This is a genomic window from Mycobacterium barrassiae, assembly GCF_025822765.1.
GTDB lineage: Bacteria > Actinomycetota > Actinomycetes > Mycobacteriales > Mycobacteriaceae > Mycobacterium > Mycobacterium barrassiae.
In genome coordinates, this window is the sequence record NZ_JACKUK010000028.1 from 1 (window position 1) to 20,909 (window position 20,909).

The following is a 20,909-nucleotide window of genomic DNA, read 5'->3' on the forward strand; positions in this document are numbered from 1 at the left end:
ATTAGCGTGGACCATGAGGACCTCTCGGTAATCGATGTGCGTGTGGTAACCACACCGATACCGGAGGTCCTCACCTATTCGCGCTCACCACGCCGTTCACAACCTGTCAAAGAGCTACAGCTAGCTACGCTTAGCCTCCTATATCCCGAGTTCATCGGGGGTTTGGGGCATGGCGGGGCAACTACCTTCGGGCACGGTGACCTTTCTCCTCACCGACCTCGAAGGTTCCACGCGGCTCTGGGAGCAGAATCCCGACGCGATGAAAGCCGCGATGGTTCGTCATGACGAACTGTTGGAGAAGACGATCTCGGCGCAGGGCGGTCACGTCTTCTCGCGCATGGGTGACGGCATGGCTGCCGCGTTTCCCACAGCGGGAGACGCGGTCGCTTCGGCTCTGATATTCAAACAAGCTCTCGCAGAAGAAGATTGGCGCACTGCGACACCACTGAAAGCGCGGATTGGGCTGCATACCGCGGAGGCAGTCATAGTCGACGACAGCAGCTACGCGAGCCTGCCGATAAACCGCTGCGCCCGATTGATGTCGGCGGCGCATGGCGGGCAAGTCGTGATCTCCGGCGCCACGGAATCACTGATCCGTGATCAAGTGCCTGACGAAGCGCGGTTGGTCGATCTCGGCGAGCATCGGCTTCGCGACTTGGGACAACCCATCCGAATCTTCCAATTGAGCCCGGAGCACCGTCGAGAAGAGTTTCCGCCCCTACGCACGCTGGACACATTCCCCGGCAATCTGCCGGGCCAAGCCAGCTCCTTCATCGGTCGCCGCACCGAACTGGCACGGGTTGTCCGCGCGTTGGCGGAATCGCGCGTAGTGACGATCACCGGAGCCGGCGGCGTCGGCAAGACCCGACTCGCAATCCAGGTCGCCGCCGACCAGCTGCCCCTCTACCGGGACGGGGCTTGGCTTGTTGAGCTCGCGACGGTCCGAGATCCTGCCGGTGTCGCTGAAGCGGTGGTCGAGGCGTTCCACCTCACCAACCGCGGCGGCCCTGCCATCGAGGACAATCTGGTCGACCTACTTGCGCAACGGCAACTGCTGCTCGTCCTCGACAACTGCGAGCACGTCCTGGGTGGAGTGGCCGCACTGGTGAGCCGAATCGAGCGGGCATGCCCGGGAGTCGTGGTACTCGCCACTAGCCGCGAGGGCATGGCCATCGAGGGCGAACAATTGATCGCGCTACCACCGCTTGCCGTCGGACAACCCGGTGATGATGTCAATCAGCTGATGCACAGCGAGGCAGTGAGCCTGTTCGTCGAACGGGCCAGGCAGGTCAAAGCCGACTTCGAAGTCTCGGGTACGAATGCGCAGGCGGTGGTAGAGATTTGTCGCCGCCTCGACGGCGTCCCGCTCGCGATTGAGCTCGCCGCAGCCCGGGTGATTGCCTTGAGCCCCTCGGAGCTCGCGCGCCGACTCGACCGCAGATTTCAATTGCTGGCCGGTGGTCGCCGCGGCGCGGTCGAACGCCATGCGACGCTGCGCGCCGCCATCGACTGGTCATATGAGCTGTTGAGCGAGGCCGAGCAGCGAGTGCTGAGCCGGTTGTCCGTATTTTCCGGTGGCTGCACACTCGATGCGATCGAACAGGTCTGCAGTGGCGATCCAGTCCACCGTGATGCCGTGCTGGACCTCACCACCGGCCTAGTTGCACGGTCGTTGGTGCTCGCCGAAGACAGCGGGTTCGGCACGCGTTATCGCCTGCTCGAAACCATTCGGCAATACGGCGAGGAACGGCTCGCCGACGCGGGTGATACCAGTCGGCTGCAGACGGCACATGCCCGCTTCTATATCGACCTATGCGCACAAGCTGCTCAAAACTTCTACGGCACAGCACAACTCGAGTGGGCCAGGCGCCTCAATCTGGAACGGGACAACATCAAGGCGGCCTTGTCGACCGTGATCGACAACGGCGACGCAAAGTTGGCGGTACGGCTGGCCGCCGACCACCCCAACGGCCAGAGCCAAGACGTCAGCCATGTGGGCGAGCTGTTCACACTCGACGCGTCACGAGTCCTCGAGATGGATGGCGCCGCAGTTGAACCGGGGTACTGCCGCGTTCTCATGGTTGCGGCACATCAAGCGTTTCACCGAGGGGATCGTGTTCGCGCCGACGACCTGTGCCAGCAAGCCCTGGACGCCGAGCGGCGCCTCACGACACCATTGTCCGGGCCTAGAGCCGAGGTAGGAGTCTCAGCGTTACAAGCGGCCAACGCCCTGTGGGTCGGAACCTACGACGACGCTGTCACGGCCTATGCTCGGGCCGCGAACCTCGCTGTGGCCGATGGCTCTCCGGGCCTCGGCGCGATGTTTCTGGCATACAGCGTGAACAGCTCCCTACTCGGTGGCGGCCCAACCGACGAGGCGATCGCGAACGCGGAAGAATCGGTGGTGTTGGCTCGTCGCTCCGATATGCCTACTGCGATCTCGGTGAGCCTCAACGCCCTAGCACTGGCACTGGTAGACAGCGACCCCGAGCGAGCCAGAGCCGTGCTCGAAGTGAGTCTCCAGCAGAGCGTCACACCCGGTGAAGAGATGTCGACGGCGGTGATGACCGCGTCTCTGGTCGCCGGTCGACTTCGTGATTGGGAACTCACACTGAAGCTCGCCGTCCAGTCGTTGCGTCTGTGGCGCTGGGTCGATTCCCCTATGCAATCCGCACCCACACTGGCATTGTGCGCGCGTGCTCTGTCAGATCGCCGGCCCGAGGCAGCAGGCCTGATCCGCGGCGCTGCTTATGCCGCCTTCCACAGTGCAAGCCTCGATGACAGTGCAGTGCCGACGCGACATGTATCCGGCTCCTCCGATGTCAACTTCATCCTCCGAGCGCTTCGGGAAGCCGGTGATCTGGTGGCGGCAGCACTCGGGGATGCCAAACGGCAGGAACTCCGAAGGGCAGGCGCGGCGATGACTACTGATGAAGCGATCTCCTTCGCCCTGGCTACCGCTGAGCAGAAGACATTCGCCTAGCATCGACCGGTGACCGTCGAACCCCGCCCCACCGCTGACCTCGTCGACGAGATCGGACCCGACGTCCGCAGCTGTGATCTGCAACTGCGCCAGTTCGGCGGACGATCGCAGTTCGCCGGGCCCATCACGACGGTGCAGTGTTTCGAGGACAACGCGCTGCTGAAATCCGTGCTGTCCGAGCCGGGTCACGGCGGGGTCTTGGTCATCGACGGCGACGGCTCGGTGCACGCGGCGCTCGTCGGCGACGTGATCGCGGGTCTCGGCGTCGACAACGGATGGGCCGGGCTCATCATCAACGGCGCCGTGCGGGACTCCTCGACGCTTCGCACGCTCGACATCGGCATCAAGGCACTTGGCACCAATCCACGCAAGAGCACGAAAACCGGCGCGGGCGTGCGCGATGCGGCCGTCGAGTTCGGCGGTGTGGTGTTCGTCCCGGGCCACATCGCCTACAGCGACGACGACGGCATCGTCGTGGTCGCCCCATAGTGATTTGTGTGCGTCTAGGAGCGCTGACCGCTCTCGAACGCACACAAACCGCTAGGCCGAGGCCGTGGCCTTCGCGCGGTGCTTGCTGAAGTGCAACGCCTCGTCGTCGACCTTGCCGCGCCGGATCAGGCGCAGGTCCAGCAGGTAGTTCTGCTTGAGCCGCCACGGCGCGACGTGTCCGGCCTTGGGCAGGTAGTCCAAAGCGCGCAACACATAACCGGGAGTGAAGTCCATCAGCGGACGCTCGTCGACCTTGTTACCCGGATGCTGCGGCTCGACCGTGTCAAAGCCCTTGGCGTCCATGTAATTGATCACGCGGCAGAAGAACTCGGAGACCAGGTCGGCCTTCAGCGTCCACGACGCATTGGTGTAGCCGATGGTGAACGCCATGTTCGGCATATGCGTCAGCATCATGCCCTTGTAGGCCATGGTGTCGTTCAGCTTGATCGGCTCCCCGTTGCGGGAGATCTCTGCACCACCGAACAGCTGGAGGTTCAAACCCGTTGCAGTGACGATGATGTCGGCCGCCAGCTCCTCACCGGACGTCAGCTTGATGCCGGTCTTGGTGAACCGTTCGATGGTGTCGGTGACCACGTCGGCCTTGCCTTGGCGGATGGTCTTGAAGAGGTCGCCGTTGGGGGCGAGGCACAACCGCTCGTCCCAGGGGTTGTATCTCGGGCCGAAGTGCTTTTCGACGTCATAACCCTCGGGCAGGCGGCGCTGCGCCATGGTCATCAGGGTCTTGCGCATGAACTTCGGGAACTGCCGGGAGATCCGGTACTGAAGGAACTGCATCACGATGCTCTTCCACCGGTTGAGGACATAGGCCGGCTTCTCCGGCAGCGCCTTGTTCGTCCGCACTGTGAAGGGGTCGACATCGGGAAGCGCGCCGATGTAGGTCGGTGAACGCTGCAGCATCGTCACGTGCCCGGCACCCGAATTCGCAAGGGCGGGAATGAGTGTCACTGCAGTGGCGCCACTGCCGATCACGACGATCTTCTTGCCGGTGTAGTCCAGATCCTCCGGCCAGTGCTGGGGATGGATGATCGTTCCCTCGAAGTCGTCGGCCCCAGCGAACTCCGGTGAGTAGCCCTCGTCGTAGTTGTAGTAGCCGCTGGCGGCGAACAGGAACGACGCCGTGATCTCGACTTCCTCGCCGCCGCGGTCGACGCGCACGGTCCAGCGGTTCTCGTCGTCGGACCAGTTCGCGGCGACGACCCGTTGGTTGTAGCGGATGTGCTTGTCGATGCCGAACTCGGCGACGGTCTCCTTGAGGTATGCCATGATCGACGGCCCGTCGGCGATGGCCTTCTCCGACGTCCACGGCTTGAACCGGAAGCCGAGGGTGAACATGTCGGAGTCCGAGCGGATACCCGGGTACTTGAACAGGTCCCAGGTGCCGCCGAGGTTCTCCCGGCGCTCCAGGATCGCGTAGCTCTTGTTCGGGCAGCGGTCCTGCAGGTGCCAGGCGGCGCTGATGCCCGAAATCCCGGCGCCGACGATGACGACATCAAGGTGTTCGCTCATGGTCCCGGAGCGTACCAACAGCGTGTCGAGAGAGTCAACAGTGTGTTGAGAAACTCGACGGGGTGTAAAGTCGGCAGGCGTGACCACCGCCAGCCAGTCCCGCGCGAGCCACGGTCGACGCTCCGCCCGGCCCTCGGGGGACGACCGTGAGCAGGCGATACTCGCGACCCTGGAGCGCCTGCTCGAAGATCGACCGCTGGCGGAGATATCGGTCGACGACCTGGCCAAGGGCGCAGGACTGTCACGGCCGACGTTCTACTTCTACTTCCCGTCGAAGGACGCGGTGCTCCTGACGCTGATGAGCCGCATCATCGCCGAAGCCGACGAACGCGCCGACGAAGCGCTCGGCCCGATGGACGCCGGGGTCGACCCCACAGGCTCCTGGCGCGCCATCAACGCACTGTTCGAAACCTTCGGCGCACATCGCTCGGTCATGCTCGCAGGATGGGCCGCCAGGCCGACCAAACCTGAGATTCAGTCGATGTGGTCGCAATTCATGCAGAAATGGATCGACTACGTCACCGACTCGATCCAGGCCGAACGCGACCGCGGTGCCGCACCCGAGACCGTCCCCGCCAGGGACCTCGCGATCGCGCTCAACCTGATGAACGAGCGCACGATGTTCGCGGCGTACGCGGCCGAGAAGGACTCGATCGCCTACGACCAGATCGTGAACACGCTGGCGCATATCTGGGTGACGAGCATCTACGGAACGACTCGCCACTAGTCACACCGTGATGCGAACATATGTTCGTGTCACGCTCCGATGCGAGCATCCTGCACGCCGATCTCGACTCGTTCTACGCGTCGGTCGAGCAGCGCGACGATCCCGCGCTACGCGGCCGGCCGGTGATCGTCGGCGGCGGCGTCGTGCTCGCCGCCAGCTATGAGGCCAAGGCCTACGGAGTGCGCACCGCAATGGGCGGCCGCCAAGCCCGCGCCCTGTGCCCGCATGCCATCGTCGTGCCACCGCGGATGTCGGCGTATTCGGAGGCCAGCCGCGCAGTGTTCGAAGTCTTCGACGACACCTCGCCCATCGTCGAGCCGCTGAGCGTGGACGAGGCCTTCCTCGACGTCTCCGGGCTGAGTCGGGTCTCCGGCACACCTGTCGAGATCGCCACCGAATTGCGCTCGGCCGTCCGTGACCGGGTTGGTCTACCCATCACTGTCGGCATCGCCCGCACCAAGTTTTTGGCCAAGGTGGCCAGCCAGGAGGCCAAGCCCGACGGCCTGCTGCTGGTGCCGCCCGACCGTGAACTGGCCTTCCTGCATCCGCTGCCGGTGCGGCGACTGTGGGGTGTCGGCGTCAAGACCGCGGAGAAACTGCATGCGCACGGCATCGAGACGGTGGCCGACGTCGCCGAGTTGTCGGAGTCCACATTGGCCTCGCTCGTGGGTGGGGCGATGGGCTACCGGTTGTTTGCACTGTCTCGCAACATCGACCGACGCCGGGTGGTGACCGGTGTGCGCCGTCGTTCGGTCGGCGCGCAGCGGGCGCTCGGCAGACGCGGCAACACCATGTCCGCCGCGGAGATCGACGCGGTGGTGATCAACCTCGTCGACCGGATCACCCGTCGCATGCGCAGCGCGGGCCGCACCGGTCGAACGGTGGTGCTGCGCCTGCGATTCGACGACTTCAGCCGTGTCACAAGATCGCACACCATGGCACGGGCGACGGCCTCGACCGACATGATCCTCGATACCGCCCGGGCGCTCGTGGCCGGTGTTGCCCCGCTGATCGCCGAGCGCGGCCTGACGCTCGTCGGCTTCGCGGTGTCCAACATCGACCGTCAGGGCACGCAGCAGTTGGAGCTGCCCTTCGAGGCGGAGGCCGACAGGGTTGCGCTGGATGCCGCCGTCGATCAGGTGCGCAAGCGGTACGGCAACGCCGCGGTCACGCGTGGTGTGCTCCTAGGCCGCGATTCGGGCCTGGAAATGCCGCACCTCCCCGACTAGGAGGCCGCCCAGTCCAGCAGCTTGTCGGCCGGCCAGGTGTTCACGATCCTGTCGGCGGGCACGCCGGCATCGAGCGCACGCTGGGCGCCGTAACCGAGGAACTCGAGTTGTCCGGGGGCATGCGAGTCGGTGTCGATCGAGAACACGCAACCGATCTCGAGCGCGAGGTTCAGCAGGCGGGTCGGCGGGTCGCGGCGTTCCGGCCGCGAGTTGATCTCGACCGCGGTGCCGTTCTCGAGGCAGGCCGTAAACACCTTCTCCGCATCGAATTTCGACTCCGGCCGCATACCCCGTCCGCCGGTGACCAGCCGCCCCGTGCAGTGGCCGAGCACGTCGGTATGCGGGTTGGCGACGGCCTTGAGCATGCGACGGGTCATCGACGCCTCGTCCATGGCCAACTTGGAATGCACGCTGGCCACCACGACGTCGAGCCGCTCCAGCAGGTCATCCTCCTGATCAAGCGAACCGTCCTCGAGGATGTCGACCTCGATGCCGGTGAGGATGCGCATCGGGGCGACGACCTCGCGAATCTCGTCGATCACGTCGAGCTGTTGACGTAGTCGGTCTGGCGAGAGCCCGTTGGCGATCCGTAGCCGCGGCGAGTGGTCGGTCAGCGCGCAGTACTCGTGGCCCAAATCCCGGGCCGCCAGCATCATCTCCTCGATCGGCGCCGAACCGTCGGACCAGTTGGAGTGCACGTGCAGGTCGCCGCGCAGCGCACTGCGGATATCGCCACCGCCGAGATCAGCTGCGGTCGAACGTAATTCGACGAGGACATCGGGTTCGCGGCCCGCCCACGCCTGCGCGATGACCTTCGCGGTTTTCGGCCCGATCCCGGACAACGACTGCCAACTGTTCGCCGCGCCATGGCGCTCGCGCTCGGCATCCGACAGCGCCTCGACGACGTCGGCGGCGTTGCGGTAGGCCATCACGCGACGGGGATCCTCGCGCGCCCGGTCCTTGTAGTAGGCGATCTGGCGCAGGGCGGTGACCGGGTCCATACGTTCTAGTGTGCCCGGTCAGGCACTGCATCACGCAGGTCCCGATTTGCAGGTTTGATTTGCAGGCCCGAGGTTGGACCCGCTACCGTGGATTGCGATTTTATTCAATCCATTAATTCATCAGGTCGTCGTATGCCGCAGCGTGTCCCGGGTAGCCCTGAGCAACCCCTCTATGAGATCAAGGCCAACCTCTTCAAGGCACTTGCTCACCCGGCGCGCATTCGTGTCCTCGAGATCCTGTCGGCCAACGACGGCGCTACGCCGGTCGGTGACATCCTCGCCGAAACCGGCCTGGAACCGACGCTCTTGTCGCAGCATCTGGCAGTTCTCAAGCGTCATCGGGTGGTCCAGGCGGAGCGCGTCGGCAACGCGGTGTACTACGAGCTAGCCCACCCGAAAATCTCGGAGCTGTTGGTCATCGCCAGAACGTTTCTCGCCGATGTCCTTGGTGCACAACGTGATCAATGGGAAGCGCTCAAGTCGCTCCCGCCGCTCGGGCGTGACAAGTGATCGCCACCGCCGCGAGCAATCTCGCTCGCCTGCTGCCGCACCGTTCCGACTACGCCGAACTACGGTCGTCGTGGCGGCGCGACATTCTCGCCGGGGTGACCGTCGGCGTGGTCGCACTCCCGCTGGCACTGGCCTTCGGCATCAGCTCCGGGGTCGGCGCGGCCGCGGGCCTGATCACCGCCGTCGTGGCCGGGCTGGTGGCCGCAGTCTTCGGTGGCTCGCACGTCCAGGTATCCGGGCCGACGGGCGCGATGGCCGTCGTACTGGCGCCGGTCGTCGCGCAATATGGGCTGGCCAGCGTCGCGCTGGTGACGGTGATCGCCGGGCTGCTCGTGCTCGTCGCCGGTGTCACCGGTCTGGGCCGCGCAGTCACCTTCATCCCCTGGCCCGTCATCGAGGGATTCACGCTCGGCATCGCGGCGATCATCTTCCTTCAACAGGTACCCGCCGCGATGGGGCAGGGGACACATGCCGGCACCCGGACACTGCCCGCCGCGTGGACGGCCGTCACCCACGCCGAATTGCCTTCCGCCGCGAAAACCCTTGGTGTGGTGGCGCTTATCGCCGTGCTGATGGTGCTCCTGCCCCGCCTCCACCGCGGTATCCCGGAATCGCTCACCGCCGTGATCGTCGCCACCGTTGCCGTCGTGGTGTTGGGGATTTCGGTGGCCACCATCGGCGAACTGCCATCGCATCTACCCACACCCGTCCTGCCACACGCCGATCTAGGGGCCATGCGCACGCTACTCGGCGCCGCGCTGGCGATCGCTGCGTTGGCGGCGATCGAATCGCTGTTATCCGCGCGGGTCGCCGCCACCATGGCGCCGACGGGCCCCTACGACCCCGACCGCGAGTTGGTCGGCCAGGGCCTCGCATCGATCGCATCGGCCACGTTCGGCGGCATGCCCGCGACCGGCGCCATCGCGCGCACCGCGGTCAACATCCGCTCCGGCGCCCGTACGCGCGTGTCGGCCATGGTGCATTCGCTGGTGCTGCTAGGTGTCGTCTATCTGGCGACCGGGCCCGTGTCGGCAATCCCGTTGTCCGCCTTGGCCGGTGTGCTGATGGTGACGTCGTTCCGAATGATCTCGGCGGGCACCATCCGCAAGATCCTTCGCTCCACCCGGTCAGACGCGCTGACGTTCGTGATCACAGCGGTCATCACGGTGTGTTTCGACCTGATCGAGGCCGTCGAGATCGGCATCGTCGTCGCAGCGTTCTTCGCGTTGCGCGCCGTGGCTCGGCGCAGCAGCGTGGTTCGCGAAGACCTGCCGGCCCCCCATCAGCCCGGCGACGAACAGATCGCGCTCCTTCGACTTGATGGAGCGATGTTTTTCGGTGTGGCCGAACGCATCTCAAATGCCATCGTCGACGCCGACCATCCCCACACATCCGTGGTGGTCATTCGGATGTCTCAGCTCGGCATGCTCGATGCCACCGGCGCCCACACGCTCGCGCAGATCTGCACCGAGTTGGAAGCTCGCGGTATCACGGTGATCATCAAGGGTGTGCGGGACGAGCACATGGACCTGTTGACCAACGTCGGTGTCTTCGAGACGCTTCGCCACGAAAACCACCTGCTCGATTCGTTGGATGATGCGATCAGCCATGCCCGTACGCACGTGGCCCGTCAGCCGCACTGACCAGAACCGCGCTCAGGGCACTGGCCACGCAGGGTGTCGACCAGTCATCGCCACGATCCGGTCCAGCACCGGGGCGTCGTCCGCGACCGGCACCGCCCGCCCGAACAGACCCTCCACGGGCTCTTCAGCAGCGATCTGCTCGACGTGCGGTAGCACCGCCTCGGCGGTGGCCGCGTCGATGTCGTAGGGCTGACCGGTGGCCCGCGCCAGATCCCAGCCGTGCACCACCACCTCGGTGAGCGCGACCATGCCCGCCACCTCGCCGGGGAAGTCGACGCCCCCGGCCCGGCTCATGCCCTGCCATGCCGCCGGATCGCTGAACGCCGTCGCCAGCTCCGCCAGGCGCTGGGGGTAGGACGTGCGCCAGCCGTCGTCGAGGGTGCCGTCGAAGGTCGGTGGTGTGTCGGTCAGTGGACCGAAGTCCTTGCGTGCCGCGGCGGTGAACGCCAGCGCAAGACCGCCGACATGCGCGACCAGGTCATCGACGGGCAGCTTTTCGCACGGAGTGGGCGCGGTGAGCTGGTCGTCGGTCACGTTCGCCACCACCTGGGCTGTACGTCGGCAGGCTGAAGTCATATCGATCATGCACATACTGACCGGCGCGGGGGCCGGAAGTCATCGGTCGCCGAGGAGTTCGGTTGCGCCCTCGACCAGCGCGGCCACTTGGCTCTTCGAACCACCGACGAAGAACAACATCTCGTCGCCCGCCTCGAGCGCGTCGTCCGGCGCCGGGAACACGATCCCGCTCTCCCTGATCACGACCGCCAGTGCGGTGTTCTTCGGCAACGGCAGCTCCCGCATGCGCCGACCGACCAGCGGATCGCCTTCGGGCAGCGTCAGTTTCGCTAGGCTCACCTGCCCCTGACGCAGTTCCATCAACCGCACGACGTGGCCGATGTCGATCGCGCCCTCGATGGCCGCAACCAGCGCGGCGGGCGCCGAGACGGCGACGTCGACTCCCCACGCCTCTGTGAACAGCCAGGCGTTGCGCATGTCATTCACGCGCGCCACTACACGGTCCACGCCGAACTCCGTCTTGGCCAACAGCGACGCGGTCAGGTTCGCTTTGTCATCGCCGGTCGCGGCGATCACCACATCACAGGTCTGCAGCCCCGACTCCTCGAGCGACGTCAGCTCGCACGCGTCGGCCAGCAACCAGTCCGCTCCGGGCACGGTGTGCGGTTCGAAGTGGCGCACGCTGTGCTCGATCAACAGCACCTTGTGGCCGTAGCCCAGCAGTTCCTGGGCAACTGACCTGCCGATCGCACCGGCGCCGGCGATGCCGACGCGCATCTTCCGCCGCTCGTCGACATGCCCCGGCTCCTCGGTGCGTCGCCGCAACAGTCGGAACACGCGTTCATAGTGGCACCCCGCGACCGTGCGCCGCTCGCTACCGGTCGTCAGCACCGTGCCCTGCGGTCGTGGTAGGTGTTTACTGCACGTCACACGGCCCACCCGATCCCCGACGAGGATGCAATGACTTTGCAGCAGCTCTACCTGGTGCTGCTGGCCGGCGGGCTGGTGTTGCTGGCCAGCATCGCCGTCACCCGGCTGGGCGCCAGGGTGGGGCTGCCCAGTCTGTTGCTGTTCCTCGGCGTCGGCGTCATCGTCGGCGAGGACGGGTTGGGCCTGCAGTTCGACAACTACCTACTCGCTGATCATCTGGGCACGGTGGCGTTGGCGGTCATCCTCGTCGAAGGCGGTCTGACGACCCGCTTCAACGACATCCGCAGGGTGCTGGCCCCGGCCGCGTCGCTGGCCACCGTCGGCGTCGGGGTGTGCATGGCGGTCACCGCCGCCGGCGCACACCTGCTGCTCGGCATGGACTGGCAACTGGCACTGCTGCTCGGCGCCGTCCTGTCGGTGACCGACGCCGCCGCCGTCTTCTCGGTGCTGCGCGTCGTGCCGTTGCCGCGCCGGGTCGCAGGCCTACTCGAGGCCGAGTCGGGCTTCAACGACGCCCCAGCGGTCATCCTCGTGCTGATGTTCAGCATCGTGCCGCTGGAGCTGTCGGTCGGGCACGCGCTCGCCGAGTTGGCCTACGAGCTGATCGCAGGCGCCGCAATCGGTTTGGCGTGCGGATTCCTGGGTTCACTTGCGTTGCGCCGCATCGCACTTCCGGCTTCTGGCCTCTATCCCCTTGCGACCTTCGGACTTGGGATGGTCGCCTTCGCGGCGGGCGGCAGCGCCCACGCCAGCGGCTTCCTCGCCGCGTATCTCGCGTCCGTCGTGCTCGCCAACTCCGGGCTTCCGCACCGGTCGGCCACCCGTTCGTTCGCGGAAGGACTCGGCTGGCTGGCCCAGATCGGCCTGTTCGTCATCCTCGGCCTCCTCGTCGATCCCAGCGATCTGGGCGGCGAGCTGGTGCCTGGCATCGTGATCGGGCTCGTGCTGCTCCTGATCTCAAGGCCGCTGTCCGTGGTGGTCGCCCTCCTCGGATTCAAAGTGCCGTGGCGCGAGCAGGTGTTCGTGTCCTGGGCCGGGCTGCGCGGTGCGGTCCCGATCGTGTTGGCGACGTTCCCGATCGTCGGCGGTGTACAGGACAGTGTCCGGCTGCTCAACATCGTGTTCATCCTCGTCGTGGTCTACACGCTGGTGCAGGGCCCAACCCTGCGCCCACTCGCCCACCGGCTGGGGTTGATCCCCAAGGACGCGACGCGGGAGATCCAGGTGGAGTCGGCGCCGCTGGACGTGTTGGAGGCCGAGCTGCTGACGATGACCGTGCAGGAGCCGTCGCGGCTGCACAACGTCACCGTGCTCGAGCTGCGCCTACCCGATCCCAGCGTGATCACGCTGATCATCCGCGACGGCCATACCTTCGTCCCGCAGCCCGACACCCGCATCGCGATTGGTGACGAACTGTTGATCGTCACCACGACCAAAACCAGGGCAGCCGCCGAACGTCGCCTACGTGCGGTGAGCCGTCGCGGCCGGCTCGCGCACTGGTTCGACGAATACGGGGAGCCGGACTGACGCCCGACGGTCACAGCACGCACCCAGGAAAGCGGGACTAGCCTCGGTGTAGTGAGATTCGCCTTCAAGACTTCCCCGCAGAACACCACCTGGGCCGACATGCTGGCCGTCTGGCGTGCCGCCGACGACATCGAGGTTTTCGAGTCCGGCTGGACCTTCGACCACTTCTATCCGATCTTCTCGGACTCCACCGGTCCATGCCTGGAGGGCTGGATCACGCTCACCGCGCTCGCCCAGGCGACCGAGCGGTTGCGGGTAGGGGTGCTCGTCACGGGCATTCACTACCGCCATCCCGCGGTGCTCGCCAATATGGCCTCCGCGCTGGACATCGTCTCCGGCGGCCGGCTGGAACTCGGGATCGGCGCCGGCTGGAACGAGGAGGAGTCCGGCGCCTACGGCATCGAGCTGGGGTCGATCAAGGAACGCTTCGACCGGTTCGAGGAAGCCTGCGAGGTGTTGACGAGCCTGCTGTCGAAGGATTCGACGACGTTCGACGGAAAGTTCTATCAGCTCAAGGACGCTCGCAACGAGCCGAAGGGTCCGCAGCAACCGCACCCACCCATCTGCATCGGCGGCAGCGGCGAGAAGCGGACGCTGAAGATCACCGCGCGCTATGCCCAGCATTGGAACTTCGTCGGCGGACCGCCAGAGGAGTTCGCCCGCAAGCGCGATGTGCTCGCCGGGCACTGCGCGGACATCGGCCGCGATCCCGCCGAGATCACGCTGTCGGCTCACGTTCGACTGGACCAGGAGCGCAACTACGGCAAGGTCGTCGAGGAGGCTGCGGCGCTGGGCAAGGAAGGCCTGGATCTGGCGATCGTCTATCTGCCACCGCCGTACGACCCAGCCGTTCTCGAACCTCTCGCCAACGAGATCAGGGCATCCGGACTGCAGGACAGTTAATGCCGTTGACGGTCACGAAAATATAACGATTTGGCAAAGTAGGGGAATACCCAGTCGCCGACGACAGGGCCGACGGTTGCGGAGTTCGCTAGACGCCGTACCGGAGAAGTTCGTCAGGCGTGATCAGGCGCTCGGCCTTGGCCGGGAATTCGCGACTCTTCAGGGGATGACGGAACAATGACCAGGCGATTCTGTTCACCCGAGACCGTGTTATCCGGTTGAGGTACACAGTAGTGACTCCTGCGTCGATACCGATTAGCTGCCCGGGGCCTTACCCTAGCGCAACGCCCCCTCTAAGTCATTAGATACCGAAGAGTTGGCAAACTGCCCAAGGCGCGCCGATAAATAATCTGCTGTTTCTGGTGATGCTGATGTTACTGAAGTGACTTCTATTCGTATCCTCCGGGGCGCAAAAGACGTCGTCGAGCGTGACTGTGCGAAGTTTCCGTGCGCGGATGATTTCGACCAGTTCTCTGTACACGTTCGTCACTGGCAAATGGTTCAGGACTGTCGCGCGAGCAGACGCAAACGGTCCCTATTGCGCGGCGTGTCGCGACCTTTTGCGTCTGTTCGCGGTTATCGCTGCGGGACGGCCGTCGGTTTGATCGGTGCGGGCAGCGCGGTCTTGCCCATGAGGTAGCGGTCGACGCCTGCGGCGGCAGCGCGCCCCTCGGCGATGGCCCACACGATCAGCGATTGCCCGCGACCCATATCGCCGGCCACGAAGACACCGGGCACCGTCGTAGCGAAGTCCTTGTCGCGCGCGACGTTGCCGCGGTCGGTGAACTCGACGCCCAGATCGGTCAGCAGCCCTTCGCGCTGCGGGCCGACGAAGCCCATCGCCAACAGCACGAGGTCAGCCTCGAGCTCGAAGTCGGTGCCGTCGATCTTCTCGAACTTGCCCGCCTTCATCTCGACCTCGTGGCCGCGCAGATGCGTGACCTTGCCGTCGCTGCCGAGGAATTCCTCGGTGTTGACCGAATAGACGCGCTCGCCGCCCTCCTCGTGTGCCGAGGACACCCGGAACATCAGCGGGTAGACCGGCCACGGTGTCGAGTCGGCGCGCTCGTCCGGCGGGCGCGGCATGATCTCGAACTGGTGCACGCTTTCGGCGCCCTGCCGATGCGAGGTGCCCAGGCAGTCGGCGCCGGTGTCGCCGCCGCCGATGATGACCACCTTCTTACCGTTCGCGGTGATCGGCGGCTGACCGTTCTCGTCGACCACGTCATCGCCCTGCTGTACGCGGTTGGCCCACGGCAGGAACTCCATCGCCTGATGGATACCGTCGAGCTCACGCCCCGGGATGGAAAGGTCGCGCCAGGCGGTCGCACCGCCGGCGAGCACCACAGCGTCGAACTCGGAGCGCAACTGCTGGGCCGTGATGTCCACGCCGACGTTCACGCCGGGCCGGAACTCGGTGCCTTCCGCCTTCATCTGCTCGAGGCGCCGGTCGATATGGCGCTTCTCCATCTTGAATTCGGGGATGCCGTATCGCAGCAGACCGCCGATGCGGTCCTCCCGCTCGAACACCGTCACCGAATGTCCTGCGCGCGTGAGCTGTTGCGCCGCAGCCAGACCGGCGGGCCCGGAGCCGACGACGGCGACCTTCTTACCGGTCCGAACCTGCGGCGGCAGCGGGACGACCCAGCCCTGCTCGAAGGCGTTGTCGATGATCTCGACCTCGACCTGCTTGATGGTCACCGGATCCTGGTTGATGCCGAGCACGCAGGACCCCTCGCACGGAGCGGGGCACAGCCGCCCGGTGAACTCGGGGAAGTTGTTGGTGGCGTGCAGCCGCTCGATCGCGTCGCGCCAGCGGTCGTTGCGCACCAGGTCGTTCCACTCGGGGATCAGGTTCCCCAGCGGGCATCCGTTGTGGCAGAACGGAATGCCGCAATCCATGCAGCGCGACGCCTGCACGCGCAGGGTGTCGTGGGAGAAGTCCTCGTAGACCTCTTTCCAGTCGAGCAGTCGCAGCGGGACCGGCCGTCGAGCGGGGGTCTCGCGCTTGGTGTGCTTCAGAAAGCCGCGGGGATCAGGCACCGGCGGCCGCCATGATCGCTTCGTCGACATTGTCGCCGGTGCGTTCGGCCTCCGCGATGGCCTCCAGCACCCGCTTGTAGTCGCGGGGCATCACCTTGGTGAAGTGCTTCACTTTGTTGTTCCAGTCGCTCAAAATACGCTGTCCGACAGCGGAATCGGTGGCGTCGACATGCGCTTGGAGCATGCCCTGCAGCCATTCGAGGTCCTCGTCGTCGAGGCTCTCCAGTTCCACCATCTCGGCGTTGAGATTCTCGGGCAGCTTGCCGTCCGGGTCGTACACGTAGGCGATGCCGCCGGACATGCCCGCCGCGAAGTTGCGTCCGGTCGGACCGAGGATCGCGATCTTGCCACCGGTCATGTACTCGCAGCCGTGGTCACCGACGCCCTCGACCACCGCGTGGGCGCCGGAGTTGCGGACGGCGAATCGCTCCCCGACCTGACCGCGGATGAACGCCTCACCACTGGTGGCGCCGAACAGGATCACGTTGCCCGCGATGATGTTGTCCTCGGCGACGTAGTCCTCCGGGGCGTTGTCCGACGGGCGCACCACGATCCGTCCACCGGACAAACCCTTGCCGACATAGTCGTTGGCGTCGCCGTACACACGCAGCGTGATGCCCTTCGGCACAAAGGCGCCGAAGCTGTTACCCGCCGAGCCGTCGAACGTGATGTCGATGGTGCCGTCCGGAAGCCCTTGGCCGCCATAGGCTTTGGTCACCTCGTGGCCGAGCATGGTGCCGACGGTGCGGTTGACGTTGGCGATCGTGGTGGAGAAACGCACGGGTGAACCGGAATCCAACGCCTCCCGGCACATCACGATCAGCTGCTGGTCCAGCGCCTTGTCCAGGCCGTGGTCCTGACGCGAACTGCAGTACAGGTCCTGGTTCATGAATGCCGACTCGGGCTCGTGCAGCACCGGCGACAGGTCGAGCTTGTGCGCTTTCCAGTGCTCGGCGGCCTGCGTGGTGTCGAGGGCGCCGACCTGGCCGACCATTTCGTTGACGGTCCGGAAGCCCAACTGGGCCATCATCTCCCGGACCTCTTCGGCGATGAACATGAAGAAGTTCTCGACGAACTCGGGCTTGCCGCTGAACCGCTGGCGCAGCAACGGGTTCTGGGTGGCCACCCCGACGGGGCAGGTGTCGAGATGGCACACGCGCATCATGATGCAGCCCGACACCACCAGAGGTGCGGTGGCGAAGCCGAACTCCTCAGCGCCGAGCAGCGCGGCGATGACGACGTCGCGTCCCGTCTTCAGCTGACCGTCGACCTGCACCACGATGCGGTCGCGAAGGCCGTTGAGCAGCAACGTCTGCTGCGTTTCGGCCAGGCCGAGTTCCCAGGGTGCACCCGCGTGCTTCATCGACGTCAGCGGGGTCGCACCGGTGCCGCCGTCGTGGCCGGAGATCAGCACGACGTCGGCGTGCGCCTTCGATACGCCCGCTGCGACGGTACCTACACCGTTCTCGCTCACCAGCTTGACGTGCACGCGCGCCTGCGGATTCGAGTTTTTCAGGTCGTGGATCAGCTGCGCGAGATCCTCGATCGAGTAGATGTCGTGGTGCGGCGGCGGGGAGATCAGCCCGACGCCGGGCGTCGAGTGCCGGACCTCGGCCACCCACGGATACACCTTGTTACCCGGAAGCTGGCCACCCTCACCGGGTTTCGCGCCCTGGGCCATCTTGATCTGGATGTCGGTGCAGTTCGTCAGGTAATGACTGGTGACACCGAAGCGACCGGACGCCACCTGCTTGATGGCGCTGCGCCGCCAGTCGCCGTTCTCGTCGCGGTCGAAGCGGTTGACGTGCTCGCCGCCCTCACCCGAATTCGACCGTCCGCCAAGGCGGTTCATCGCGATGGCCAGCGTCTCGTGCGCCTCCGCCGAGATCGAGCCGTAGCTCATCGCGCCGGTGGAGAACCGCTTGACGATCTCGCTGGCCGGCTCCACCTCGTCGAGCGGCACAGGCGGGCGCTCGCCCTCCTTGAACTTCAGCAGACCGCGCAGCGAGGCCATCCGCTCGCTCTGGTCGTCGACCAGCTTGGTGTACTCCTTGAAGATCGAGTACTGGCCGGTGCGCGTGGAGTGCTGCAGCTTGAAAACGGTGTCCGGGTTGAAGAGGTGGTACTCGCCTTCGCGGCGCCACTGGTATTCGCCGCCGACCTCGAGTTCGCGGTGCGCCCACTCGTCGGGCCGGTCCAGGTAGGCCAGCGCATGCCGGGCGGCCACGTCGTCGGCGATGTCGTCGAGGTCGATGCCGCCCACAGGGCACGTCAGCCCGGTGAAGTACTCGTCGAGCACCTTCTGGCTGATGCCGATCGCCTGGAACAGCTGCGCGCCGGTGTAGGACGCCAGGGTCGAGATGCCCATCTTGGACATCACCTTCAGCACACCCTTGCCCGCGGCCTTGACGTAGTTGGCCTTGGCCTGGTCGCTGGAGATGCCCGAGATCACGCCGCGGTCGACCATGTCCTCGATCGACTCGAACGCCATGTAGGGGTTGATGGCGGCAGCGCCGAAGCCGACCAGGCACGCCATGTGATGGACCTCGCGGGCGTCGCCGGACTCGACGACGAGCCCGACCTGCGTACGGGTCCGGTCGCGCACGAGGTGGTGGTGCACGGCCGAGACGCTCAGCAGCGACGGGATGGGCGCCATCTGCTCGTTGGACTCGCGGTCGGACAGCACGATGATGCGCGCGCCTTCACGAATGGCCTCCGACACCTTGGCCCGGACGTTGTCGAGCGCCTCCTTCAGCCCCTGTCCGCCGCGGTTCACCGGGTAGAGACAGCGGATGACGGCCGCACGCAGACCGTGCTTGTGGCCGCGGATCTCGTGGTCGGGGTCGACGCAGATCAGCTTCGACAGTTCGGCGTTGCGCAGGATCGGCTGCGGCAGCACGATCTGCCGGCATGAGTCGGCGGTCGGATTGAGCAGGTCGCCCTCCGGCCCGACGGTGCCCTGCAGGCTGGTCACCACCTCTTCGCGGATGGCGTCCAGCGGCGGATTGGTGACTTGCGCGAACAGTTGCTGGAAGTAGTCGTAGAGCATGCGCGGCCGCTGCGACAGCACAGCCACCGGGGTGTCGGTGCCCATCGAGCCCAGCGGCTCAGCACCGGTGCGCGCCATCGGGGCGACGAGCAGGTTCAGCTCTTCATAGGTGTAACCGAAGGCCTGTTGGCGCAACACGATTCGGTGATGCGGCATCCGCACGTAGTCGCCTGCGGGCAGATCCTCGATCTTGAACAGGCCCGCATCCAGCCACTCCTGATAGGGGTGCTCGGCGGCGAGTTCGGCCTTGATCTCCTCGTCGTCGACGATGCGGCCCTGCGCGGTGTCGACCAAAAACATCCTGCCGGGCTGCAGGCGCATCTTCTTCACGACGGTCGATGGGTCCAGATTCAGCACGCCGGCCTCGGAAGCCATCACGACCAGGCCGTCCCTGGTGACCCAGATGCGCGACGGACGCAGGCCGTTGCGGTCCAGGACCGCGCCGATCACGGTGCCGTCGGTGAAGGTCATCGACGCCGGGCCGTCCCACGGCTCCATCAGCGACGCGTGGTACTCGTAGAACGCCCGTCGCGCCGGGTCCATCGACTCGTTGCGCTCCCAGGCCTCCGGGATCATCATCAGCACCGCATGCGGCAGGCTGCGGCCGCCGAGATGCAGCAATTCGAGGACCTCGTCGAACCGCGCGGTGTCCGACGCGCCCGGGGTACACACCGGAACGATCTTGTCGAGGTTCTGCGTGCCGAAGACGTCGGTCTTGATCAGCGCTTCACGTGCCCGCATCCAGTTCTCGTTGCCGGTCACGGTGTTGATCTCGCCGTTGTGGGCGATCCGCCGGAACGGATGGGCCAGCGGCCACGACGGGAAAGTGTTGGTCGAGAACCGCGAGTGCACGATGCCCAGCGCGCTGGTGAGACGTTCGTCCTGCAGATCCAGGTAGAACGCCTTGAGCTGCGGCGTGGTCAGCATGCCCTTGTAGACGAAGGTCTGCCCGGAAAGGCTTGGGAAATAGACGGTTTCGCGACCGGGGCCGTCCTGGCCCGGTCCCTTCGTTCCGAGCTCGTGCTCGGCGCGCTTGCGCACGACGTAGGCGCGACGCTCGAGTTCCATTCCCGAGGCACCGGCGATGAACACCTGCCGGAAGGTCGGCATGGCATCGCGGGCCAGGGCACCGAGTGAGGAGTCGTCCGTGGGCAGCTCGCGCCAGCCCAGCACCTCGAGGCCCTCCGCCTCGGCGATCTTCTCGACCGCCTCGCACGCGGTGGCGGCGTCCTTGGCCGATTGGGGCAGGAATGCGATGCCGGTCGCGTAGCTGCCGTACTCGGGCAGGTCGAAAGACGCTCCCTGATCTTTCAAGACCGCGCGCAGGAACTCGTCGGGGACCTGCAGCAGGATGCCCGCACCGTCGCCGGTGTGGGGCTCAGCACCCTGAGCACCGCGGTGCTCGAGGTTCACCAGCGCCGTGATCGCCTTGTCGACGATGTCGCGGCTGCGGCGGCCGTACATATCCGCGACCATGGCCACGCCACACGCGTCATGCTCGAACGCGGGGTTGTACAGCCCTTGACTGCTGGGCGCCATTCCCACCTACCCTTTTCCGCACGCCTAACGAAGATTCCGCTGGCCAACCATCGACGACGGCCTTCTTGCCGTTCCGGCGAGGGCGGTTCCTTCGTGCAGCACTGAACGACGGCCCAAATTTCCACTCGCCACAAGTGGAGAAAACGATATGACAAACGGGGCGTGACATGCCAACTTAGGACGCCCTAACCGCGCGACTCCTGTTCGCGTGCGAGACCGCAGGAGCGGCTTGCACCACGCGCCGAAACACGGTGCTCCCGTTGGTAATTCGGCGGTACGCGCGATAGGCATCC

At 65.7% G+C, this 20,909-nt stretch carries 14 protein-coding genes and 1 pseudogene; 8 read left to right on the forward strand and 7 right to left on the reverse strand.

Going from position 1 to position 20,909, the window contains the following annotated elements; genetic code table 11:
• Positions 1–196: 196 nt before the first annotated feature.
• Entirely contained in the window at positions 197–2,983 is a 2,787-nt protein-coding gene (locus H7J93_RS18990; protein ID WP_267307857.1) for an ATP-binding protein, read from the forward strand.
• 9 nt (positions 2,984–2,992) lie between these two features.
• A complete protein-coding gene (rraA, locus tag H7J93_RS18995; protein WP_267307858.1) occupies positions 2,993–3,472 on the forward strand; it encodes a ribonuclease E activity regulator RraA in 480 nt (159 codons plus the stop codon).
• A 51-nt stretch (positions 3,473–3,523) separates the two neighbouring features.
• Here the strand turns inward: rraA and H7J93_RS19000 are convergent, their stop codons facing one another.
• Positions 3,524–4,999, reverse strand: coding sequence for a flavin-containing monooxygenase (locus H7J93_RS19000; RefSeq protein ID WP_267307859.1), 1,476 nt, complete (start codon positions 4,997–4,999; stop codon positions 3,524–3,526).
• A 79-nt stretch (positions 5,000–5,078) separates the two neighbouring features.
• On the opposite strand from H7J93_RS19000, the gene H7J93_RS19005 reads away from it, so the two are divergent.
• Together H7J93_RS19005 and dinB are read left to right on the forward strand one after the other, a co-directional pair.
• Positions 5,079–5,726: a TetR/AcrR family transcriptional regulator gene (locus H7J93_RS19005; RefSeq protein WP_267307860.1), complete on the forward strand. Its 648-nt coding sequence runs from the start codon at positions 5,079–5,081 to the stop codon at positions 5,724–5,726.
• A gap of 20 nt (positions 5,727–5,746) precedes the next feature.
• The gene (gene dinB / locus H7J93_RS19010) at positions 5,747–6,955 is read left to right on the forward strand and encodes a DNA polymerase IV (protein ID WP_267307861.1); all 1,209 of its coding nucleotides are present in this window, start codon (positions 5,747–5,749) and stop codon (positions 6,953–6,955) included.
• Here the strand turns inward: dinB and H7J93_RS19015 are convergent.
• A complete protein-coding gene (locus H7J93_RS19015; protein WP_267307862.1) occupies positions 6,952–7,956 on the reverse strand; it encodes a PHP domain-containing protein in 1,005 nt (334 codons plus the stop codon). The genes dinB and H7J93_RS19015 overlap by 4 nt on opposite strands.
• Before the next feature lie 132 nt (positions 7,957–8,088).
• Here H7J93_RS19015 and H7J93_RS19020 point away from each other — a divergent pair, with 132 nt between their 5' ends.
• A complete protein-coding gene (locus H7J93_RS19020; protein ID WP_267307863.1) occupies positions 8,089–8,466 on the forward strand; it encodes an ArsR/SmtB family transcription factor in 378 nt (125 codons plus the stop codon).
• Positions 8,463–10,109, forward strand: coding sequence for a SulP family inorganic anion transporter (locus tag H7J93_RS19025; protein WP_267307864.1), 1,647 nt, complete (start codon positions 8,463–8,465; stop codon positions 10,107–10,109). Before H7J93_RS19020 ends, H7J93_RS19025 begins: the two co-directional genes overlap by 4 nt.
• Positions 10,110–10,121: 12 nt before the next feature.
• Here H7J93_RS19025 and H7J93_RS19030 read toward each other — a convergent pair whose 3' ends face one another.
• Both H7J93_RS19030 and H7J93_RS19035 read right to left on the reverse strand, forming a co-directional pair.
• The gene (locus tag H7J93_RS19030) at positions 10,122–10,694 is read right to left on the reverse strand and encodes a TIGR03086 family metal-binding protein (RefSeq protein ID WP_267307865.1); all 573 of its coding nucleotides are present in this window, start codon (positions 10,692–10,694) and stop codon (positions 10,122–10,124) included.
• A gap of 30 nt (positions 10,695–10,724) precedes the next feature.
• On the reverse strand, positions 10,725–11,402 hold the full coding sequence (locus tag H7J93_RS19035) for a potassium channel family protein (protein WP_267307981.1): 678 nt from the start codon (positions 11,400–11,402) through the stop codon (positions 10,725–10,727).
• Between the two features lie 183 nt (positions 11,403–11,585).
• Between H7J93_RS19035 and H7J93_RS19040 the strand changes: the two genes are divergently transcribed.
• Together H7J93_RS19040 and H7J93_RS19045 are read left to right on the forward strand one after the other, a co-directional pair.
• Complete coding sequence (locus H7J93_RS19040; RefSeq protein ID WP_267307866.1) at positions 11,586–13,082, forward strand: potassium/proton antiporter; 1,497 nt, start codon at positions 11,586–11,588, stop codon at positions 13,080–13,082.
• A 51-nt stretch (positions 13,083–13,133) separates the two neighbouring features.
• Positions 13,134–13,985, forward strand: a complete 852-nt coding sequence (locus H7J93_RS19045) for an LLM class F420-dependent oxidoreductase (protein WP_267307867.1) — start codon at positions 13,134–13,136, stop codon at positions 13,983–13,985.
• Between the two features lie 412 nt (positions 13,986–14,397).
• Here H7J93_RS19045 and H7J93_RS19050 read toward each other — a convergent pair.
• The 3 genes and pseudogenes from H7J93_RS19050 to gltB all read right to left on the reverse strand — a co-directional run.
• Positions 14,398–14,490, reverse strand: a pseudogene (locus H7J93_RS19050) (polysaccharide deacetylase family protein); the annotation flags it as partial.
• Between the two features lie 71 nt (positions 14,491–14,561).
• A complete protein-coding gene (locus tag H7J93_RS19055) occupies positions 14,562–16,028 on the reverse strand; it encodes a glutamate synthase subunit beta (RefSeq protein WP_267307868.1) in 1,467 nt (488 codons plus the stop codon).
• On the reverse strand, positions 16,021–20,616 hold the full coding sequence (gene gltB / locus H7J93_RS19060; protein ID WP_267307869.1) for a glutamate synthase large subunit: 4,596 nt from the start codon (positions 20,614–20,616) through the stop codon (positions 16,021–16,023). The genes H7J93_RS19055 and gltB overlap by 8 nt, the downstream gene beginning before the upstream one ends.
• Between the last annotated feature and the right edge of the window lie 293 nt (positions 20,617–20,909).